Raw genomic sequence first — 16,912 nt, forward strand, 5'->3', positions numbered from 1 at the left:
CGCATCGGTTCATGCCGGCTTGGCGGGCGCATCAGCCGAGCACCCGCAGTCGGGCGAGGCGGGACGGGGTTGAAGCCTCGGCGGGCGACATCGCGTGTTCGACGGGCGCGCGTGCCAGCGCCAGGTCGAACATCGGTTCGGTATAGCGTGCCTGCGCGGCGGCGGCGGCCCGGATGCTGGGATGCTGCGCCAGCGGGCCGGCAACGCGGCGATTGTCGCGCTTCGACACGAAGCCATAGCCGGTGGGGCTGCCCCGAAACTCCCAGCTCGCGCCCAACGGAACCTTGGCATAGGGCGGAGGGGAAATGGCGGTCGGATTGTAGGCGGTGTTGGGATTGGGGGGGATGGTGACGTTGTAATAAGTGGTCGTGACGCAATAGAGGTTGGTGAACAGGTTCAGCGTGGTGTTGTACGAATAGAATTCGTCGGTCGCGGGCCAGGCACAGAAGGGGAAGGTCTTCGGCGGGATGAAGACCGTCACCGCATGTTCACCGTACTGATCGATGGGATAGCTGGGGTCGAAATATTTGTCCTTGCCGAGCGGACCCGACAGCGCGGCCAGAACCCGCCAGTGCGGATGCTTGAAGCTATCGACGCGTTCTGCGCTCGCGGACAGGCATTGCGCTTTCAGGTAGCGCGCGAAATACATCGTGTTGAGCTCGGGCGACAGGAGCGCTTTCCGTACGCCCTTGATATCGAAGGTCGTCGCCAGGCTGCCATGATGGGGCGCCGTCAGCATGAAGACGTTGCCCATATAGGCGTCTAAAATATTGTCGTCCTTCATCTCCGAGAAAAGCTGGTTGAGCTGATACAGCGTGTTGCCTGTGGCATCGCCGGTGACCACCCATTGGATCACATCGTTATAGGTGACGAGCAGTACTGCCGATCGTGTGTTGATCCAGTGCGCCGATTCCTTGGCTGCCCGCGATTTCTCGTTCACCACCTGTGCGATCAGCGTATAGACCTTTACGCCAAGTACCTCGAAATACTTGATCGGGTTCTGTCTGAACGAAGAATATCCCTTGGGATACTGGCTAGGACTTTTGCCGGTCGGCATATATTGTGCGACCACATCAAGAACATTCGCCTGGGTGTATTTGGAGAATTTGTCGTACTCGCCGGCGTAATAGGATTCACCGACCAGAAGATTGGGTTTGCTTGGAGTCGGCGGCTGACCGGGCGGCGTAAACTTGCTCAGCAGGTCGGCGATCAGGTTGATATGATCGGTATCCGAATGGGTCAGCACCAGCAGGTTGATGGTTGGCGACTCCATCGATGCCAGCTTTCCGCGGACATATTCGATGGTCGCGGTCTGGGCGAGGTCGAAGGGATCGCGCTCGGTTCCCAGGTCGATCAGGACCGTGCCGCCCAGCACCGAGTCATTTGAATCGGTGTAGATTTCAACGAAGTTGCCCGACCCCTGTCCGACATCGAGTACCTGGAAGCGCACTTCGGCCATGTCGGGACGCTCCTCAGAGACCTGGGTTGGGGGATTTGAGGCGGCGGCCGTTGCGGCGCGCGCGTTCGGTTCGGCTCAGACGTTCGGTCGCGGGGCCGCTCAGCCGCACATTGGCGGCGCGCGCTGCCGGCACGGACTTGGTGGTGGACTTGGAGTCGGGCGCATAGGCGGCATACCAGCCGAGCTTGCCGGTATTGCCGCCGGCGGGATCGCCGAACATGAAGACGTCGAGATTGCCGGGCGGGAAGCTGATGCCCAGCGCCGACAGCCCGAAGCGGCGCATGCGCAGCATATAGGCGCGCGTTTCACCCGTGCCCGAAGCGGTGAAGTCGAAGCTGCGGAAGCCGACATGCAGCACGCCCTGAAGCGGCCAGTCGATCCCCAACGGGCGCGCATCGGGCATCTTGAGGCCAAGATAGATCGGCTGATCGTTGGCGGCGACGCCGACGCACCATGCCGTGAGCACCGACATGATCAGCGGCCTGCCTCCGCTCAACGCGCCGAGCGTGCCCATGTCGAGGTCGAACACCAGCCCGTACCAGGGCGTCGTCATGATCGACGCATCGATCGGCGCGTTGACGCCGGAATAGCCCAGATCGGCCGGGCTGGTCGCGGATACGCCGGTCCCTGTGCCGATCTTGGTCCCCACCGCCAGCCCGGTCAGCTTGAGCGGGAAGCGGTTGGCGAGGCTGGCGGTGCGCGGCTTGCTGTTGACCAGATCGAACGCGACATTGTTCGGAATCGCGGTGAAGGTCTGCACGGCCGGATTGCCCAGGTCGAACGCCATCAGCACCGCGAGGTTCGAAAAGGCGAGAGCGCTGTCCGCGTCCGATGGCGTCTGGTCGCCCACGGTTACCGGGACGCCATAGGAGAAGAGGTCGAACGCCGGTTGTTCGACGAAGCGCATCTTGCCCGACAGCAGGAAGCTGACCTGAATATGGGTGGAGTCGGTTGCAGCGGTTTGTATCTGCACCGCCGCGATGCTCACCGAGCCGAGCGCGCTGCGCAGCAGATTATAGTCGTTCAGGCCGGTGAGCACGAAGGAGTAGACCGGCTCGCCATTCTGCCGCTGATAGCCGCCGCTCAGCACCAGATTGTTGCCGTGGACGGTTTCGACCTTCAGCGTCTCGGCATCGAACAGCCGATTGACCATCAGCTCGCACCGCGCCTTGAAATCGACCAGCGCGGTGTTCTTGAACACCGCCGTCAACTGCTGCGTCTTGAAGGCGTAGGGGACGGTGGCTTCCATCACCAGATCGGTTTCGTCGGTATAGTCGATCAGCCCGGAGATGCTCGACTGGCCCAGCACCAGCGTGTTGTTTTCCGACTTGTACGGTGTGGCCCCGATCGCGACGTGATGGGCATAGAAGCGCGAGGCATCGATGCCGGCGGTCAGGAACAGCAATTCGGTCGGCAGCTCGGCCATGTTGACCGGGGCATTGAGGAACAGAAAGCCGTTCCACGCCGCGTTGCTGACGACGTCCTGATAGAAGTCGGCATAGGGGGATGCCCGGTCTTCGCGCCATGCCTCCCGCGCGGCGTCGAACACGTCCTGGATCAGCTTCTGGGTCGCCGACTTGTCACCGGCCGCGTCGGCATAGCCCCAGCGGCTGGTGTCGTTGACCAGATCCTCGAGCGTGGCGTTGGCGTATTTGACCAGCATCATCGTCGGGTTGGCGGAATCCAGCCGCCATGAATCGGGCGAAAGCTGGAAGGTCCAGTGATCGATCTCGATGCTGAGCTGGCCGGCAATGGCCAGGATCTTGGTCTCGTCCTCCTCCGACACATTCGGGGCCAGGGTCTTCACCTCCGCGACGAATTCATTCTTGGTGGTGAAGGTGGGGTAGCCCTGCGCCGACAACCCCGTCTTCAGGGCGGCGATCGTTGTGGGATCGACGCCCTGCTCGGCGAGGATATCCAGCGTCTTCTCGTCGAGCCGATACTGGACCGAGGTGCATTCGCCGTTCGGGCATTGATCGACCGGCGGCGCCAGCACCGACGGTGTCGCCACGACGAAGAAAAGCTGGTCGGATTGCAGCGCCGCCTGTAGATCCTTGCTCACTGACGAGAAGCTGCGGCTCTGCGGCGTCATCTCGTTCATCTGAGCCATGACCAGGCTCTGCCAAGTGCTCAGGTCCTGGGAGACCGTCACGCTCAAACCCGGCGGCGTGACGCCCTGGACGGCGGTGCCGCCGGTCTGAGTGCGGACATCGCTCGTGCCGGCCATCGCCGCCTGGTTGCGCGCGGGGGCCAGCACCGCCTGGTCGAGCAGTCGTGCCTCGCGCGCCTTGTCGTCGCTGACGCCGGCATAGACGCCCAGCGGAAATTGCGCCTGGCTGGTCGAGAACAGCGCGGCGGGCAGGCTCATGAAATCGAGAAAGCCGGTATCGCCCGCCTGGTAGAGCGGCGATTGGCGCGGCTGCGCGAAGTAGATGAGATTGCCGGTGTCCGATCCCGGCGGCAGGAATGTCGCCGCCGACGTGGTCGCGTCGGACGTCAGCAGGACTGGGTCGGTGTCGGTTTGGGTCGCGTTGACCAGCGCGGGGGCATAAGCGGGCGCACCACCGGCGAACAGCACCACGCATTGGGTGAGCGAGGTCAGCCCCGCATATTCGGTGCCCGATGCGCCGAGCATGACCCGGTCCACGACATTGTGTGGATCGTGAAACTCATGCTCGGGCAACGTATCGGTGCCGATCGTGAACGCGCCGTCGGGGCAGAGGTGATAGGCCATGCTGGCAAGGTTGCGGCGGTCATCCGGCACCCAGCGCGGCGTGACGCCGAAGACGAAGCGGGCTGCTGTCACCCCGTTCTGGGCGGGCATCGGGGTCAGCGTCGTCCCATAGCCCAGCACGGTGCGCAGATAGCAGGGCAGGGTGGGAACGCTGCCGGTGCCCGTCGGCGGGAAGAAGGACAGCCAGGAGAGGTTGGGGTCGGGCAGCGTGCCGGGAAAATAGGCGAGATAGAGGTTGAAGCTCAGCCCGTTCTGACTGACCAGCGGCATGTCGAGCCGGTCGACGATGCCCGTGCGCTTGCTCAGTGTCGGGTAGCAGTAGCGCAGTCCGGCGGACAGCCGCTGGAACGCGTCGCTCTCCGATCCGCTGATCGCGAGTGTTGCGCCGACCGCGCCGATGCCGCTGCCCGAAAGCGGGATGAACGCGCTGCCGGTGCTGATCGGGAAGGCGCCCTGGGGAGCCAGGAAATAGCCGCCGGTGCCACCGATCGCGAGGCCATAGGTGTCGCCGGCGCTGCTCTGGTTCAGAGCCGCGCCTGCGGGCAAATACAGGCCATAGCCACCGCTGAGCCAGGTGACGGCACCCGCCACGGTCCAGTTGGTGCCGCTCGCGCGCGCCAGCAGCACATCGACCTGCCAATGATCGACCGGCAGATTGGGGTCGGCGATCCACGCCATTCTCAGCAGCCCGGCGGGAGACAGTGCGGGGATGATCTGCGCCAGCCCCGCCGCCATCGTCGCAATATCCGTCGGTGCGACCGCGCAGAACAGATAGACGCCGTCCGTGGCGCTCCATGCCTGATCCAGGGTGAGGCTGGTCTGGGGCAGCGTGTCGGGGGACCAGAAGCCCGCCCAGCCATGGGCCGCCGCCGGAGATAGCGCGTAGAGCGCCGATTCGGCCGCGGTCTGGCTATAGAGGGGCGCGGCGCTCACCGCTGTCAGCCGGCGATCGTGGTGAGGCTATCTCCATGCAGAACCGGCAGGTCCAGCGAGTCATTGGCGTAGCCGTAGAGCGCCAGCGCATCCCAGTCGAACCGCACCGGATAGGTCTCGCCGATGTTGCAGGCGGCGGTTGGATCCAGCACCACGGGGGCTTGTGAGCGCGCCAGGCGGATGCCCTGGACGGGTACCCCGGCCGATGCGGGCCGCTTGCCCACGCGATCCAGGATGTTGCCGACAGTGGTTCCCACAGGCACGACCAGTTCCGCGCCGTCGACGGTGATGCGCACGCAGACCCGGATCACCGATCGACCGCCAAAATAGGCCAGGGTCGCGGTGTTGCCGGTCAGGTTGTTCGCGGTGGTGAGGTTCGCGAAGCTGGTCGCGGCCGCCAGCGCGAAATTGGCTCCCGGCAAATTGCTTCCGGCTTGCCACGGCGTGGCGAGCGTTCCGGGCACGAAGATGCGATAGAATGGCCGGTTGAAGAGCGGGAAGAACAGGTCGGCCGCATCGGCGATCGGCTGTTCGGCGAAGGATTGCGGGTCGAATGTCGGCTGCGTCACCTTCAGCGCCTGTGTGGCCACGAGCTGGGTGAAGAACGCGTCGAAGCCAAGTTTCCAGTCGCTCGACGAGAGGTAGCTGGAAACATCGAGGTCGAAGGTCGGCCCGCCGGTAAAGCCGTTATCCGCCGCGCCCGATCCGGCTTCGTTGATATATTGATAGGGATTGGCGGCGACGCGAATGACCAGCCCCGGACGCAGATCGATGCTGCCGCCGCTGGTCGGATCGGTATTATAGCCATAAGCGTAGTAGAGGGTTTCGGCGAAGGTCTGGGGCATGATCCGCGCGATCGCCTGCTGGATCGTGGTGATGCCATAGGCCGAGACCCCGGCGGATTCGGCGTTCTTGAGGAACTGGACATAGTCCGTCTGGAGCTGGGTCCGGATTTCGGAGCTGTCGAAGGTCCAGGCTTCCGATGTGGCGCCTCCAGCGATCGTGAGCGCGAAGGGATATTGCGCGCTGCCCGTGCCGGTATAGGGCGCCAACGCGAACGGCCCGACGCTGGTCACGGTGCCGATCGTCACGCTCGAGCCGGCGAGCGCGGGCAGGTAGCAGGTCAACGCGGCGGACTGCGCGGCGACGGCGGTCATCGTCGTTTGCAGCGGCAGCGCGACGAGCGATGCGGGATAGACCGCCGGCGCGACGCTGGTCGAGCTGGGGGCGAGGTAATAGGCTGAATGGAATAGCGGAGCGGATAAAGAAGGGGCGCCCGTATCCGCGCCGAACACCGCCTGGACGACCAGTTCATAGGCTTCGGATGCGTTGCTGATCGTGATCGGGAAGGACAGGCTTGAGCTGCCCGCCGGGGCCGGCGCCTGGGTCACCGGCGCGGCGACGCTGCCCACGATCCGCAGGCTGACGATATAGCCCGTCGCGCCACTCACTTCCTGCCACGCGACCGAGGCGTCGACACCGTCGAAGTCCGATTCGGTGATGACAGGGATGGTCATCGGCACCGCGTGCGACGGCCCATAGGGGCCGGTGACCGCCACCTTGGCGGTCTGGCTGGCGATGGTGGTCGAGGCCGTCGCGGCGACCGACACCGTATAGTCGCCATCGGCGGACAGGGCCGATGTGAAGCTGTAGCTGGTGCCGCTCGGCGCGACGATCGGCGCGCCAGACGGGGTGCCGTTCAGGAAGAGCTGAACCAGATAGCCGTCCGACCCGACGACACCGCTCCAATTCACCGTGGCCAGCCCGGACACGGCGTCGACGCTGATGCTCTGGACCACCGGCGCCTGCGCGATGAGCGGCACGGTGGCGCTGGCCCCGAAGAGGTCGGGCGCGGTGAACGGCGCGGCCGTCAGCGACAGCCCCGAGGCCGAGGCCGCGACGGGGATCGCGGCGGCGAGGCCCGTAACGATCGCCGCGCTTGCCGCGGCTTCGTCACCCGACGCGCTGATCCGATAGCCGGCGGGCGTCGCGCCGCTGGGCGCGGTCCAGGTCGCCTGCGCGACGCTGCCGTCATAGCTGGCGGAGACCAGGGTCACGGGGGAGGAGGGGAGGCTGGCGCCCGGTGACGCGGGGCCGGTATCGGTGCCCGACAGACCCTGCAGGACGATGCTGAAGGTCGCGCCGGCGGCGAGCGTCGGCTGCACCTCGACCGAGGTACCGAACACGGTCGTTGGGCCGAACACGACGGTCGACGTGCTGTCGAGGATCGAGAGGCTGGCCGCGCTGAGGCCGGACGGATAGGCGATGGCGAGGCTGAGATCGCCGGCACCGCCCGCAGTGGCGGGCGCGGTGAAGGTTCCGCCAGTGACCTGTGGCGCGGCGGACAGCAATGTATGGGCGGGGCCGACCGGGCCGGTCGCGATCGGTGTGGCGCCACTGTCGGTCTGGCGCAGCATCACGGTCAGCGGCGCGCCATTCGCGACCAGCTCGGGCGACTGAGGCAACGTCAGGGTGGCGGTAACGGTCTGGCCGGAGATCGCCGGGGTCGACAGCGTGGCTCCCGACACCGGATTGCCGCCCGCCGCCACGGTGACGAGCAGGGTCGGCGCGCCGGCCGTCGCGCCGAAATTGTTGGGAAGCGTCAGCGCATATTGCGTGGGCGTGGTTCGGCTGTTCACCGCCGAGCTGATACGCGGCGGGACGACATAGAAATTCTGGTTGGTGACCGGCCCCTGCGAGAAGGCGACCTGGCCGGAAATCTGCCCCGCCTGTTCGGTCTGCGCATAGGGGAAGAAGGACAAGGTGAGGGGGAGGGCGGCGAGCCCGAGCGGGAAGTCGAGATCGAACGACGCGGTCTGCGCGGGGGTGCCCGAGGCGGTGGTGTAGAGGCCGGGATAGGGCAGGGTGGCGGTCTGCCACAGCGCCGAATTCGCGTCGTTGATCTGGGCCATGAACCCGTCGACCTGATAATCCTGCGTGGCCGTTCGCGACCATTGCAGCGTCACGCGCTCGTCATCGGTCGCAACCGCGACCAGCGGAACCGCGACGAACACCGCGAGCACCGGATCGGAGGGCGGGCCCAATACCGCACCGGTGCTGTCGACGGCCTGCACCGCCAGCCAATAGGGTACGTATTGCGTCAGCCCCTGCCCGCTGGGCACCTGGGTGGCATAGACCCAGCTACCCGTCAGGTTGGCGGTTGCCTTGGTGGGAGTGCCGACCGGGGTCTGCATCGGCGACGCCGTCGTCCCCGTGTAGAGCTGTATCTGGTACAGCGCCCCGGCCTGCAAACTGTCGGAGACCCAGGACAGGCTGAAACTCGGCTTCAGTCCCGATACCGTGCAGGTGACATTGGTGACATTAACCTGGACCAGCGTTGCCATGATCTGCCTCCCCCAAGCCTGTGATTAATGCTGCTCCAGCGCCGCCAGCAGCGGTTCTCCGGCGAGCGCCCGACGGTGGTTCTCGATATCGAGTTCCCAGCCGCGCAACCCGTCGCGCAGCGAGGCTTGCGCTTCATGCGCGAGCCGGGTGACGCCCGCTTTCTCGATCCGCGTCTGCATCCGATCGTCGCCGACGAAGATGCCTTCGGCGAGGAAGGCGGCATGGTCGGGGAACGCACCCGCGTCATCGATCAGCGTCAGGTTGAAGATGGCGCCGTCATAGGAAAGCTGCTCGACCGAGCGCACGGCATGATCGCCATCGCATTCGAGGAGCCGGTCGCTTGTGGTCAGGTCATATGCGGCCACCAGCCCCTTGGACGTTGCGATGGGATGGCCGTCGGTGACCAGCAGTTCGCGGCCGCTGTCGCTGACGATCCGGATCATCGGTTTGGCTTCGCGGCCGGTCTTGGTGGCGAACACGGTCATCGTCTCGCCGCCGGCGGTCTGCAGACGATCGCCCTGGACCACGTCCCGAACCGCCCGTTGCGATCCGTCGGCCATCGTGACCCGGGTCTCTGCGGCAAGGCAGCCCCAGTAGAAGATCAGCGAGTCGATAAAGGCGGTATTGATCGGCTGCTGGCCGACGATGTTGCCGCTCTGGTCGCTGGTCACGGTGATCGTCACCGGTGTGGAGCCGTTCATCTGCGCGATCAGGCTCATGTTGAGGAGCACCGTATCGCCCGACGTCCAGGGCGGTGGCGTCTGCTGGAAATCGGCGGGGTTGAAGGTCCAGGCGAGGCTCGACGGGGCCACCGTGCAGGATGCCGCGATGTTGCCGGGATAGGTGACGACGACGCCGCCGCCCGCCGTGGATCCGCCTTGCCGGATCAGCACGATCGACCCGGTGACCGCCACGGCCGGATTGAACTGGTCGGTCGGCTTCTGCGGCACGGCGGTGCCTGTAATGGTCAGCTCAAGATCAAGGTTCAGCGGGCTGGACCCGATATTGTAGCTGTAATCGGTGTCCTGCGGCGCCGGAGGGTTGGCGTAGCGGCCGAGCGCGACGGTGATCGAGCTGCCGGGGGGCGTTACCGAATGGACTGGATTGGTGACGGTGAGCGTGAGCGGCGGGACCGGTACCAGGTCCCCCGATAGCACGAACGGTACCGCCGAGGAGGTCGTGCTGTCCGAATAGTGACCGCTGAGCACCGCGGTGAGCGTATTGCCTGGCGTCACCTGCGTGCCGAGCGCGTTGGCGGCGACCGTATATTGCCCGTAGCCGGTGCCGGTGCCGATCGCGATCCGCTGGTCGTCCTGATAGATTTCCATCATGGAATCGATCAGCGTCGCGCCGTTCGGGATGGAGATCAGTCCCGCGGCGGTGATCGCGTCGGGATTGTTCGTGTCATAGTCGAACGTGCTGATCAGTGCGACGGGCTGGTAGGTCGCCGCAACCTCGGTCTGGGCGTTCAGCATCGGCCGCGCATGTTCGACGTCCTGCTGCGCCTGCCTGACCATATGATCGACCAGTTGGGCACGGCTTGGGAAGTTGGAGCCGAGCGGATGGCCGGCGAGATGGCCGAAGCGATCCATGAAAAACCGATGCTGCAGCGGATCGGACAGGTCGAGATACGCGAATTTCTGGTTCGGAATCAGCGCGCTTTCCTTGAGAAGGCCAAGGACATACTTCGTCGCGTCCAGTTGTTGTGCGGTCGGCGGCGGAACCGAACGGCCCCAATTGTCAGTGATAGGTACGATCTTTTCTGCAGATGCGGACATTATCAGTCTCCAGGTGAAGGAGTTGAGATATGGTACGCTAAAACTGATCGTGGAAAGCAGGGTCTGGACACGTCGCTGCTGGTAAAAGTTACGCTGTGCGCGACACTCTATCGAGTGTATTCTAAATTTATCTGATTGAATTTACAATATTGGTAAATTCACAAATATAATTTCCGAAATTCGACTTGTATGATCTGTTATCATGCTGTGAATGATTCACCATATGCGACGTTCTTGACGAAGCTCTAGTGTATGAAATTGATCATAGTCTGTTTTTCGACGCCTTGGCGATAGCAAGTTCTACCGAAACGGTGTGATCTTGAGCCGTTGGTCGAAACGGGCGGTCGACTTTGCGGAAGTCGACTACAGCATCTCCCCTCTTTTGGGTACGCTGGCGGTCAATTGGCGGGGGCAAGCGTGCCCAGCAGGGCGACCGCGAAAATGACGCCGATGGCCACGGTCGTTTCAAGCGCGATGCTGGCTCGCAGATGTCCCATGGCGGATGGTGAGGCGGTTTCCAGACGGGGTACCAGGCGCCAGCGATTGAGCGCCGCGAAGCCGAGCATCGCCGCGAACAGCGCCAGTTTGAGGCCGAGGGTACGGCCATAATCGGTGGCCGCGAGGCCAGGCAGCGCCTCTATCCCGCGATCGCCCAGAGATTGACGATGCCGCTGACGATCAGGACGCCGACGATCAGCGTTCCGGCGAAGGCGAACCGATGCAGCGCGGCGATCAGGTCGGCCGTGCCGATGCCTGAGCGGATGAGCGCGCGCAGCAGGAGCAGCAGGGTTCCCAGCCATGCCGAAGCGGCGATCAGGTGGAGAATGTCGAAGCCGCGATGAAGCAGGCCCAATCCGCCTTCGCTGGCACCGGCATGTCCGGTCCAGGCCAATGCCGCCAATGCCGCGAGTGCAAGCAGCGTGTGCAGCGCGCTTACACGCCGGGCGCGGGCCGCAGCGACGGCCAGAAGTACGAGCAGGCCGAAACGCACGACGCCCGACAGACCCGCCGGCGTCTCGATCGCGATGAAGCGCAGCATTTCCGCATCGAGAATGGCGACATCGCCGCCCGTCATCGCGAGCGCGGTGGTGAGCAGTTGCGCAATAGCGAGCAGCGCGCCGGCAATGGCGAGGCCCGCGATCAGCCGCGCGGATATCTCACCCGGCACGGTCCGTCGTGCACAGAGTGGCAGTCCCGCGAGGAGCAGCAGGTCAAGATAGACGAGAAAACGCAGCGCCACCGCCGCATCTTCACCTGCCGCCCACGCGATCACGTCAGTTGACTTTGAAGCTGTGCGTCCCGGTAATCCGATGGGTGTCGGCGCCCACGACATGCCAGTCGACACGATAGGTGCCCGCCGGAAGCGGCTTGGCGGAGGTCAGCACGATCGTGGTGCCGTCGCTGCCGACCGCTGCGCTGACGCCGGTCATCTTCATGTCGGGATGGTTGGCCATGCCCGGCATTCCGGTCATCGTCAGCGTCGCGCCGGACACCCGCGGAGTCAGTCGCTCGCTGAACTTGAGCACGATGCGCGACACGGCCTTGGCCGACGCGTTCGCGGCCGGGCTTGCCGAAACCAGCTTGGGATGGGCGGTGGCGATCGTCGGGAAGGCGAGGGTGACGATGGCCGCAAGCGATAGTGCGATTTTCGAGAAGACGCGCATATATTACTCCTTAGGGCTTACATGCTGGATACGCGGCCGAACGGCCAACCCCGCGAAATTTCAAGGGGAATGTTATTCAGTCGCGTAAGGATGACCGACGGAGACGATAAGATGGTTGCCGATATCGACGACAAATTGCGGGCGCTGGGTCAGATTCCCGGTCATCCCGCCCTCGACGGGATCGAGGATCGCGTGCTGGCGTCGATCGATGCGCGGCGTGCGGAGGCGGTCGGATCGCGCATGACCATGGGCCTTGCCGCCGGCGCGATGCTGATCGGCGCCATGAGCGCCACGCTGCCGTACAAGCCGGCGGTGGCATCGACCCCTGCGACCTTTGCCGATCCGGGCCCGCTTGCGCCCTCGTCGCTGCTGCTCGGTTCCGCGGAGCGATGATGAAGCGCAACCTGATCGTCGCGCTGATCGCGTTCGCGGCGGCGCTGCTCGGCGTGTTCGCGGGCCGTGCGCTCGCGCCGAAGCCGGAAGGGCGCGTCGATATCCATACCGTGCTGCATGATCGGCTGGATCTCGACGCGGATCAGGAGCGCAAGCTGCATGTGCTCGAGGGCGAGTTCGCCGTGCGCCGGCGCGCGCTGGAGGCGACGATGCGCGCGCACAACCGGCGGCTGGCCGAGGCGATCCAGGCGGAACATCGCAATGGCCCGGCGGTCGAGGCCGCGATCGATGCGACGCATGTGACGATGGGCCAGCTTCAGAAGGAAACCCTCGCGCATGTCTTTGCGATGCGCGGGTTGCTTCGACCGGATCAGGCACGGATTTTCGATGAGGCTGTGACCAAGGCGCTGGTCGAAGAACAGCAGTGACCCCTCCGGAAGCGGAAAGCGACGGCGAATTGGCGGCGCGATCCATCGCGGGCGATCAGCGCGCGTTTGCCCTGATCGTGGGCCGTCACAAGCAGTTTCTTTATGGCTTGATCGCGCGTCTGGTCGGCAACCCAGACGACGCGCTCGATTTGGTGCAGGAGGCGTTCGTGTCCGCGCATGCCGCGCTCAAACGCTATGATCGCGATCGTCCGATGCGGACCTGGCTGGCGCGGATCGCGATCAACAAGGCGCGCGACTGGCGACGCAAGGAGCGCGTGCGCGCGGTGCTGCGCAGCGTCCTGCCGCTGGGTGACGCGCCGGATGTCGCCGCCGATCAGGTGCCGGTGGACCAGCAGGTTGCCGACCGCGCCGAACTGGACGAGGTGCGCGGGCAGATCGCGCGGATGCCGGCGAAGCTGCGCGAAGTTCTGGTGCTGCGGACGATCGAAGGCCTGCCGCAACTGCAGGTCGCCGAGATGCTGGGGATCAGCGAGAAGTCGGTCGAGACCCGGCTTTATCGCGCGCGGCGGCACCTTATCGAACGCTGATTTCCGGCCGGACTATCGGCGATATCGGGAAAATTCCGCCATTTCGATGTGAGGGGTTTGGGCTGCCCTGGCGTAGAACCGGGTAACCAACGGAGTTTCGAGAGCCTCATGAATTCGACAATTGACCGGCGGCAGTTGCTGCGCGGCGCCGGGGTCGGCGGCAGCGCGCTGGCGCTTTCCGCCTGGATGCCCGCCTGGGCCCAGACCAATTCGCCGGGCCTTGTCCGTGATCTGCCCGTTGTGTCGGGCGAGGACATCCGGCTGAAGATCGCGCACCAGATGCTGACGATCGACGGCAGGCAGGGGCATGCGATCGGCATCAACGGCACGGTTCCCGGCCCGCTGGTTCGCCTGCGCGAGGGGCAGACGGTCCGCCTGCACGTCGAGAATGCGCTGGACGAGGACAGCTCGATCCACTGGCACGGGCTGATCCTGCCCTTCCACATGGACGGCGTCCCCGGCGTCAGCTTCCCCGGCATCAAGCCGCGATCGACCTTCACCTATGAATTCCCGATCGTTCAGTCCGGCACCTATTGGTACCACAGCCATTCGGGGCTGCAGGAGCAGATGGGGCATTATGGCCCGATCGTGATCGATCCCGAGGGCGTCGATCCGATCGTTTCGGACCGTGAGCATGTGATCGTGCTGTCCGACTACAGCTTCATGCACCCGCACAAGATCTTCCAGAAGCTCAAGCAGATGGGCGGCTACTTCAACCAGCAGAAGCTGACCGCGACCGATGGCGAGCCGATGTCGATCAAGGACCGGATGGAATGGGGCCGGATGCGGATGGACCCGACCGATGTCGGCGACGTGACCGGATCGACCTACAGCTTCCTGATCAACGGGCATGGGCCACGCGACAATTGGACCGCGCTGTTCCGGCCCGGCGAGCGGGTGCGTCTGCGCTTCGTCAACGCGTCGGCGATGACGACCTTCAACGTCCGCATCCCGGGGCTGAAGATCACCATCGTCCAGTCCGACGGCCTGCCCGTCCGTCCGGTCGCGGTGGACGAGTTCCAGATCGCGGTCGCCGAAACCTATGACGCGATCGTCGAGCCGGTCGATGATCGTGCCTACACGCTGGTCGCGGAAAGCGTCGATCGGTCAGGCATGGCGGTGGCTACGCTAGCGCCCCGGCCCGGCATGACGGCGGTGGTGCCTCCGCTGCGCAAGCGCCCGCTCGCCACCATGACAGACATGGGCATGGGCGGAATGGACCATGGCGGCGGCGGGACGGCGGGTGGATGTACCCCCGAACATGCCGCGATGGGCCATTGCAAGATGCCTGAAACCGGCGATCATGCGGCGGCGGCACCGGCTGCGCCGATGAAGCACGGAATGCGCGACTTTTCGGTTGCGCCGGGGGTGAAGAAAACCCCGACCGTCCAGTCGATCTCACCGATGCCGGTCGACCGGATGGGCGATCCGGGGCAGGGGCTGGCCGATGTCGGTCATCGCGTACTGACCTATCGCGACCTGGTAGCGGTCGAGCGCAACCCCGACATTCGCGCGCCGGAGCGGGCGATGCGCATCCACCTGACCGGCAACATGGAGCGCTATATGTGGGCGTTCGACGGCGAGAAGCTGTCGGAGGTGAAGGCGCCGATCCCGTTCCTGGAGGGGGAGCGCGTGCGCGTGACCCTGGTCAACGACACGATGATGGGCCACCCGATCCACCTGCACGGGCATTTCTTTGAGCTGGTGACGGGGCATGGCGACTATGCGCCGCGCAAGCATACGGTGAACGTCCAGCCGGGCGGCACCGCGACCTTCGACTTTACCGCCGACGCGGTCGGCGACTGGGCCTTCCATTGCCATATGCTCTACCACATGCACGCCGGGATGATGCAGGTCGTGACGGTGCGTCCGCGGGAGGACGCGGCATGATCCGGGGTCTTTCGATCGGCGTGGCGTTCGGCGCCCTTGTCGTGGCGGTGCCGGCACTGGCCCAGGCGCATGACGGGCATGGCCAGCATGGCGCTTCGCCGGCGCCCACTGCCGCGCCGAAGCCCGCTTCCGCAGCACCGGGCTGTACGCCCGAACATGCCGCGATGGGGCATTGCAAGATGCCGGAACCGGCCCCTGCGGCGCCGGCTTCGAGCGGCTGTACTCCCGAGCACGCCAAGATGGGGCATTGTACGATGCCCGAGACGAAGCCGGAGACGCCGCCCGCTGCGGCCGATCCCGACTGCTCCCCCGAGCATGCGAAAATGGGGCATTGCACGCCCAAGACCAGTGCGGCCGACGACTCGGCTGTCGGGACAGCCCTGCCAGCAGGCGACGCCCCCGCACCGCGCCCCGTCGCCGCCAACTATGCCGATCGGGTGTGGGACAAGGGCGACATGCAACGGTCGCGCGACGCACTCCGCCGCGAGCATGGCGGGGGCAATTTCAGTCAGATCATGCTCGATCTGGCCGAGGTGAAGATCGCCGAGGGCCATGAAGGCTACAAGTTCGAGGGCAGCATCTGGTATGGCGGCGATATCAATCGCTTCGTCTTCAAGGCTGAAGGCGAGGGCGAGTTCGGCGAGGCGATGGAGGGCGCCGAACTGACCGCGCTCTACAGCCGCGCGATCGACCCCTATTTCAACCTCCAGGCCGGTATCCGCCAGGACGTCGGCGCTGGTCCGGAACGAACCCATGCGGTGATCGGAGTTGAAGGTCTTGCGCCATATTGGTTCGAGGTGAGCGGCTATCTCTATCTGTCAAACAAGGGTGAAGTGACGGCGAGCTTCGCGGGCGAGTATGACCAGCGGTTGACGCAGCGGCTGATCCTTCAGCCCAAGGTGGAGTTCGATCTGTCCGCGCAGGATATGCCGGAGCTTGGTATCGGATCGGGGCTGACCGGCGCCGAATTCGGCCTGCGCCTGCGCTATGAATTCGCGCGCGAGTTCGCGCCCTATGTCGGCGTCGTCCACGAAACCAAGTTCGGTCGCACTGCGGACTATGCTCGCACCGGCGGAGGCGACGCGTCGTCGACCAACGTCGTCATCGGGGTGCGCGCCTGGTTCTGATCCGCGACCTGGCGCGCGTCTAGCCGGCGGTTTCCCGCCAGCTGCCGGGCGCCAGATCGTCGAGGGTCCAATCCCCTATGCGCCAGCGTACCAGGCGTAGCGTCGGGTGGTCGATCGTAGCGGTCATCCGACGCACCTGGCGGTTGCGGCCCTCACGGATCGTCAGGCGCAGCCAGCAGTCGGGCACTGTCTTGCGGAAGCGCACCGGCGGGTCACGTGGCCAGAGCTGCGGCGGATCGATCCGCTCGACCTCGGCAGGCAGCGTCATGCCGTCCTTGAGCCGCACGCCACGGCGCAGCTGGCCCAATGCGGCATCGTCCGGCTCGCCCTCGACCTGAACCAGATAGGTCTTGGGGGTCTTGAACCGCGGGTCGGCGATCCGCGCCTGCAGCCGTCCGTCGTCGGTGAGCAGCAACAACCCCTCGCTGTCGAGGTCGAGCCGTCCGGCCGGGTAGACGCCGGGGAGGTCGATAAACGCCGAGAGGGTCGGTCGCGGCGTGGGGTTGCGCGCATCGGTGAACTGGCAGAGCACGCCATAGGGTTTGTTGAACTGGATCAGCCGCGCCATGCCGAGGCCTTAGCGGCAATGTCGGGGTTCGTCCTCCCTTCCATG

The 16,912-nt window shown here is 65.1% G+C and carries 13 protein-coding genes; 5 read left to right on the plus strand and 8 right to left on the minus strand.

Annotation, left to right across the window (positions count from 1 at the left end; genetic code table 11):
* Window positions 1-31 precede the first annotated feature (31 nt).
* The 7 genes from AC07M1_RS12205 to copC form a co-directional block, all read right to left on the minus strand.
* Entirely contained in the window at window positions 32-1,459 is a 1,428-nt protein-coding gene (locus AC07M1_RS12205; RefSeq protein ID WP_495162885.1) for a ComEC/Rec2 family competence protein, read from the minus strand.
* Window positions 1,460-1,472: 13 nt separating this feature from the next.
* On the minus strand, window positions 1,473-5,126 hold the full coding sequence (locus AC07M1_RS12210; protein ID WP_495162886.1) for a hypothetical protein: 3,654 nt from the start codon (window positions 5,124-5,126) through the stop codon (window positions 1,473-1,475).
* 5 nt (window positions 5,127-5,131) lie between these two features.
* Window positions 5,132-8,470, minus strand: a complete 3,339-nt coding sequence (locus AC07M1_RS12215; protein ID WP_495162887.1) for a phage tail protein — start codon at window positions 8,468-8,470, stop codon at window positions 5,132-5,134.
* 24 nt (window positions 8,471-8,494) lie between these two features.
* Window positions 8,495-10,249 carry a hypothetical protein gene (locus AC07M1_RS12220; protein WP_495162888.1) on the minus strand — a complete coding sequence of 585 codons (1,755 nt, stop codon included), beginning with the start codon at window positions 10,247-10,249 and terminating at the stop codon, window positions 8,495-8,497.
* 398 nt (window positions 10,250-10,647) lie between these two features.
* Window positions 10,648-10,905 (minus strand): CopD family protein, encoded by a 258-nt coding sequence (locus tag AC07M1_RS12225; RefSeq protein ID WP_495163246.1) that lies wholly within the window; start codon window positions 10,903-10,905, stop codon window positions 10,648-10,650.
* Window positions 10,887-11,522, minus strand: a complete 636-nt coding sequence (locus AC07M1_RS12230) for a hypothetical protein (protein ID WP_495162889.1) — start codon at window positions 11,520-11,522, stop codon at window positions 10,887-10,889. The genes AC07M1_RS12225 and AC07M1_RS12230 overlap by 19 nt, the downstream gene beginning before the upstream one ends.
* A gap of 1 nt (window position 11,523) precedes the next feature.
* Window positions 11,524-11,913: a copper homeostasis periplasmic binding protein CopC gene (gene copC / locus AC07M1_RS12235; RefSeq protein ID WP_495162890.1), complete on the minus strand. Its 390-nt coding sequence runs from the start codon at window positions 11,911-11,913 to the stop codon at window positions 11,524-11,526.
* Window positions 11,914-12,024: 111 nt separating this feature from the next.
* Between copC and AC07M1_RS12240 the strand changes: the two genes are divergently transcribed.
* The 5 genes from AC07M1_RS12240 to AC07M1_RS12260 all read left to right on the plus strand — a co-directional run bounded on the left by AC07M1_RS12240 (window position 12,025) and on the right by AC07M1_RS12260 (window position 16,299).
* On the plus strand, window positions 12,025-12,306 hold the full coding sequence (locus tag AC07M1_RS12240) for a hypothetical protein (protein ID WP_495162891.1): 282 nt from the start codon (window positions 12,025-12,027) through the stop codon (window positions 12,304-12,306).
* On the plus strand, window positions 12,303-12,734 hold the full coding sequence (locus tag AC07M1_RS12245) for a periplasmic heavy metal sensor (protein WP_495162892.1): 432 nt from the start codon (window positions 12,303-12,305) through the stop codon (window positions 12,732-12,734). Before AC07M1_RS12240 ends, AC07M1_RS12245 begins: the two co-directional genes overlap by 4 nt.
* Window positions 12,731-13,282 carry an RNA polymerase sigma factor gene (locus tag AC07M1_RS12250; RefSeq protein ID WP_495162893.1) on the plus strand — a complete coding sequence of 184 codons (552 nt, stop codon included), beginning with the start codon at window positions 12,731-12,733 and terminating at the stop codon, window positions 13,280-13,282. Before AC07M1_RS12245 ends, AC07M1_RS12250 begins: the two co-directional genes overlap by 4 nt.
* A gap of 108 nt (window positions 13,283-13,390) precedes the next feature.
* Window positions 13,391-15,172 carry a copper resistance system multicopper oxidase gene (locus AC07M1_RS12255; protein WP_495162894.1) on the plus strand — a complete coding sequence of 594 codons (1,782 nt, stop codon included), beginning with the start codon at window positions 13,391-13,393 and terminating at the stop codon, window positions 15,170-15,172.
* The gene (locus AC07M1_RS12260; protein ID WP_495162895.1) at window positions 15,169-16,299 is read left to right on the plus strand and encodes a copper resistance protein B; all 1,131 of its coding nucleotides are present in this window, start codon (window positions 15,169-15,171) and stop codon (window positions 16,297-16,299) included. Before AC07M1_RS12255 ends, AC07M1_RS12260 begins: the two co-directional genes overlap by 4 nt.
* Before the next feature lie 19 nt (window positions 16,300-16,318).
* On the opposite strand, the gene AC07M1_RS12265 is transcribed toward AC07M1_RS12260, so the two are convergent.
* Window positions 16,319-16,867 carry a pseudouridine synthase gene (locus AC07M1_RS12265; RefSeq protein WP_495162896.1) on the minus strand — a complete coding sequence of 183 codons (549 nt, stop codon included), beginning with the start codon at window positions 16,865-16,867 and terminating at the stop codon, window positions 16,319-16,321.
* Between the last annotated feature and the right edge of the window lie 45 nt (window positions 16,868-16,912).

The sequence above is a fragment of the Sphingomonas sp. GW821-FHT10C01 genome, from assembly GCF_059415525.1.

What these genes read in the sequence shown, in the direction of transcription:
- AC07M1_RS12205 (WP_495162885.1), bottom strand. Translation starts at nt 1,459, where the DNA reads ATGGCCGAAGTGCGCTTCCAGGTACTCGATGTCGGACAGGGGTCGGGC.
- AC07M1_RS12215 (WP_495162887.1), bottom strand. Translation starts at nt 8,470, where the DNA reads ATGGCAACGCTGGTCCAGGTTAATGTCACCAATGTCACCTGCACGGTA.
- AC07M1_RS12220 (WP_495162888.1), bottom strand. Translation starts at nt 10,249, where the DNA reads ATGTCCGCATCTGCAGAAAAGATCGTACCTATCACTGACAATTGGGGC.
- copC (WP_495162890.1), bottom strand. Translation starts at nt 11,913, where the DNA reads ATGCGCGTCTTCTCGAAAATCGCACTATCGCTTGCGGCCATCGTCACC.
- AC07M1_RS12240 (WP_495162891.1), top strand. Translation starts at nt 12,025, where the DNA reads ATGGTTGCCGATATCGACGACAAATTGCGGGCGCTGGGTCAGATTCCC.
- AC07M1_RS12245 (WP_495162892.1), top strand. Translation starts at nt 12,303, where the DNA reads ATGATGAAGCGCAACCTGATCGTCGCGCTGATCGCGTTCGCGGCGGCG.
- AC07M1_RS12255 (WP_495162894.1), top strand. Translation starts at nt 13,391, where the DNA reads ATGAATTCGACAATTGACCGGCGGCAGTTGCTGCGCGGCGCCGGGGTC.
- AC07M1_RS12260 (WP_495162895.1), top strand. Translation starts at nt 15,169, where the DNA reads ATGATCCGGGGTCTTTCGATCGGCGTGGCGTTCGGCGCCCTTGTCGTG.
- AC07M1_RS12265 (WP_495162896.1), bottom strand. Translation starts at nt 16,867, where the DNA reads ATGGCGCGGCTGATCCAGTTCAACAAACCCTATGGCGTGCTCTGCCAG.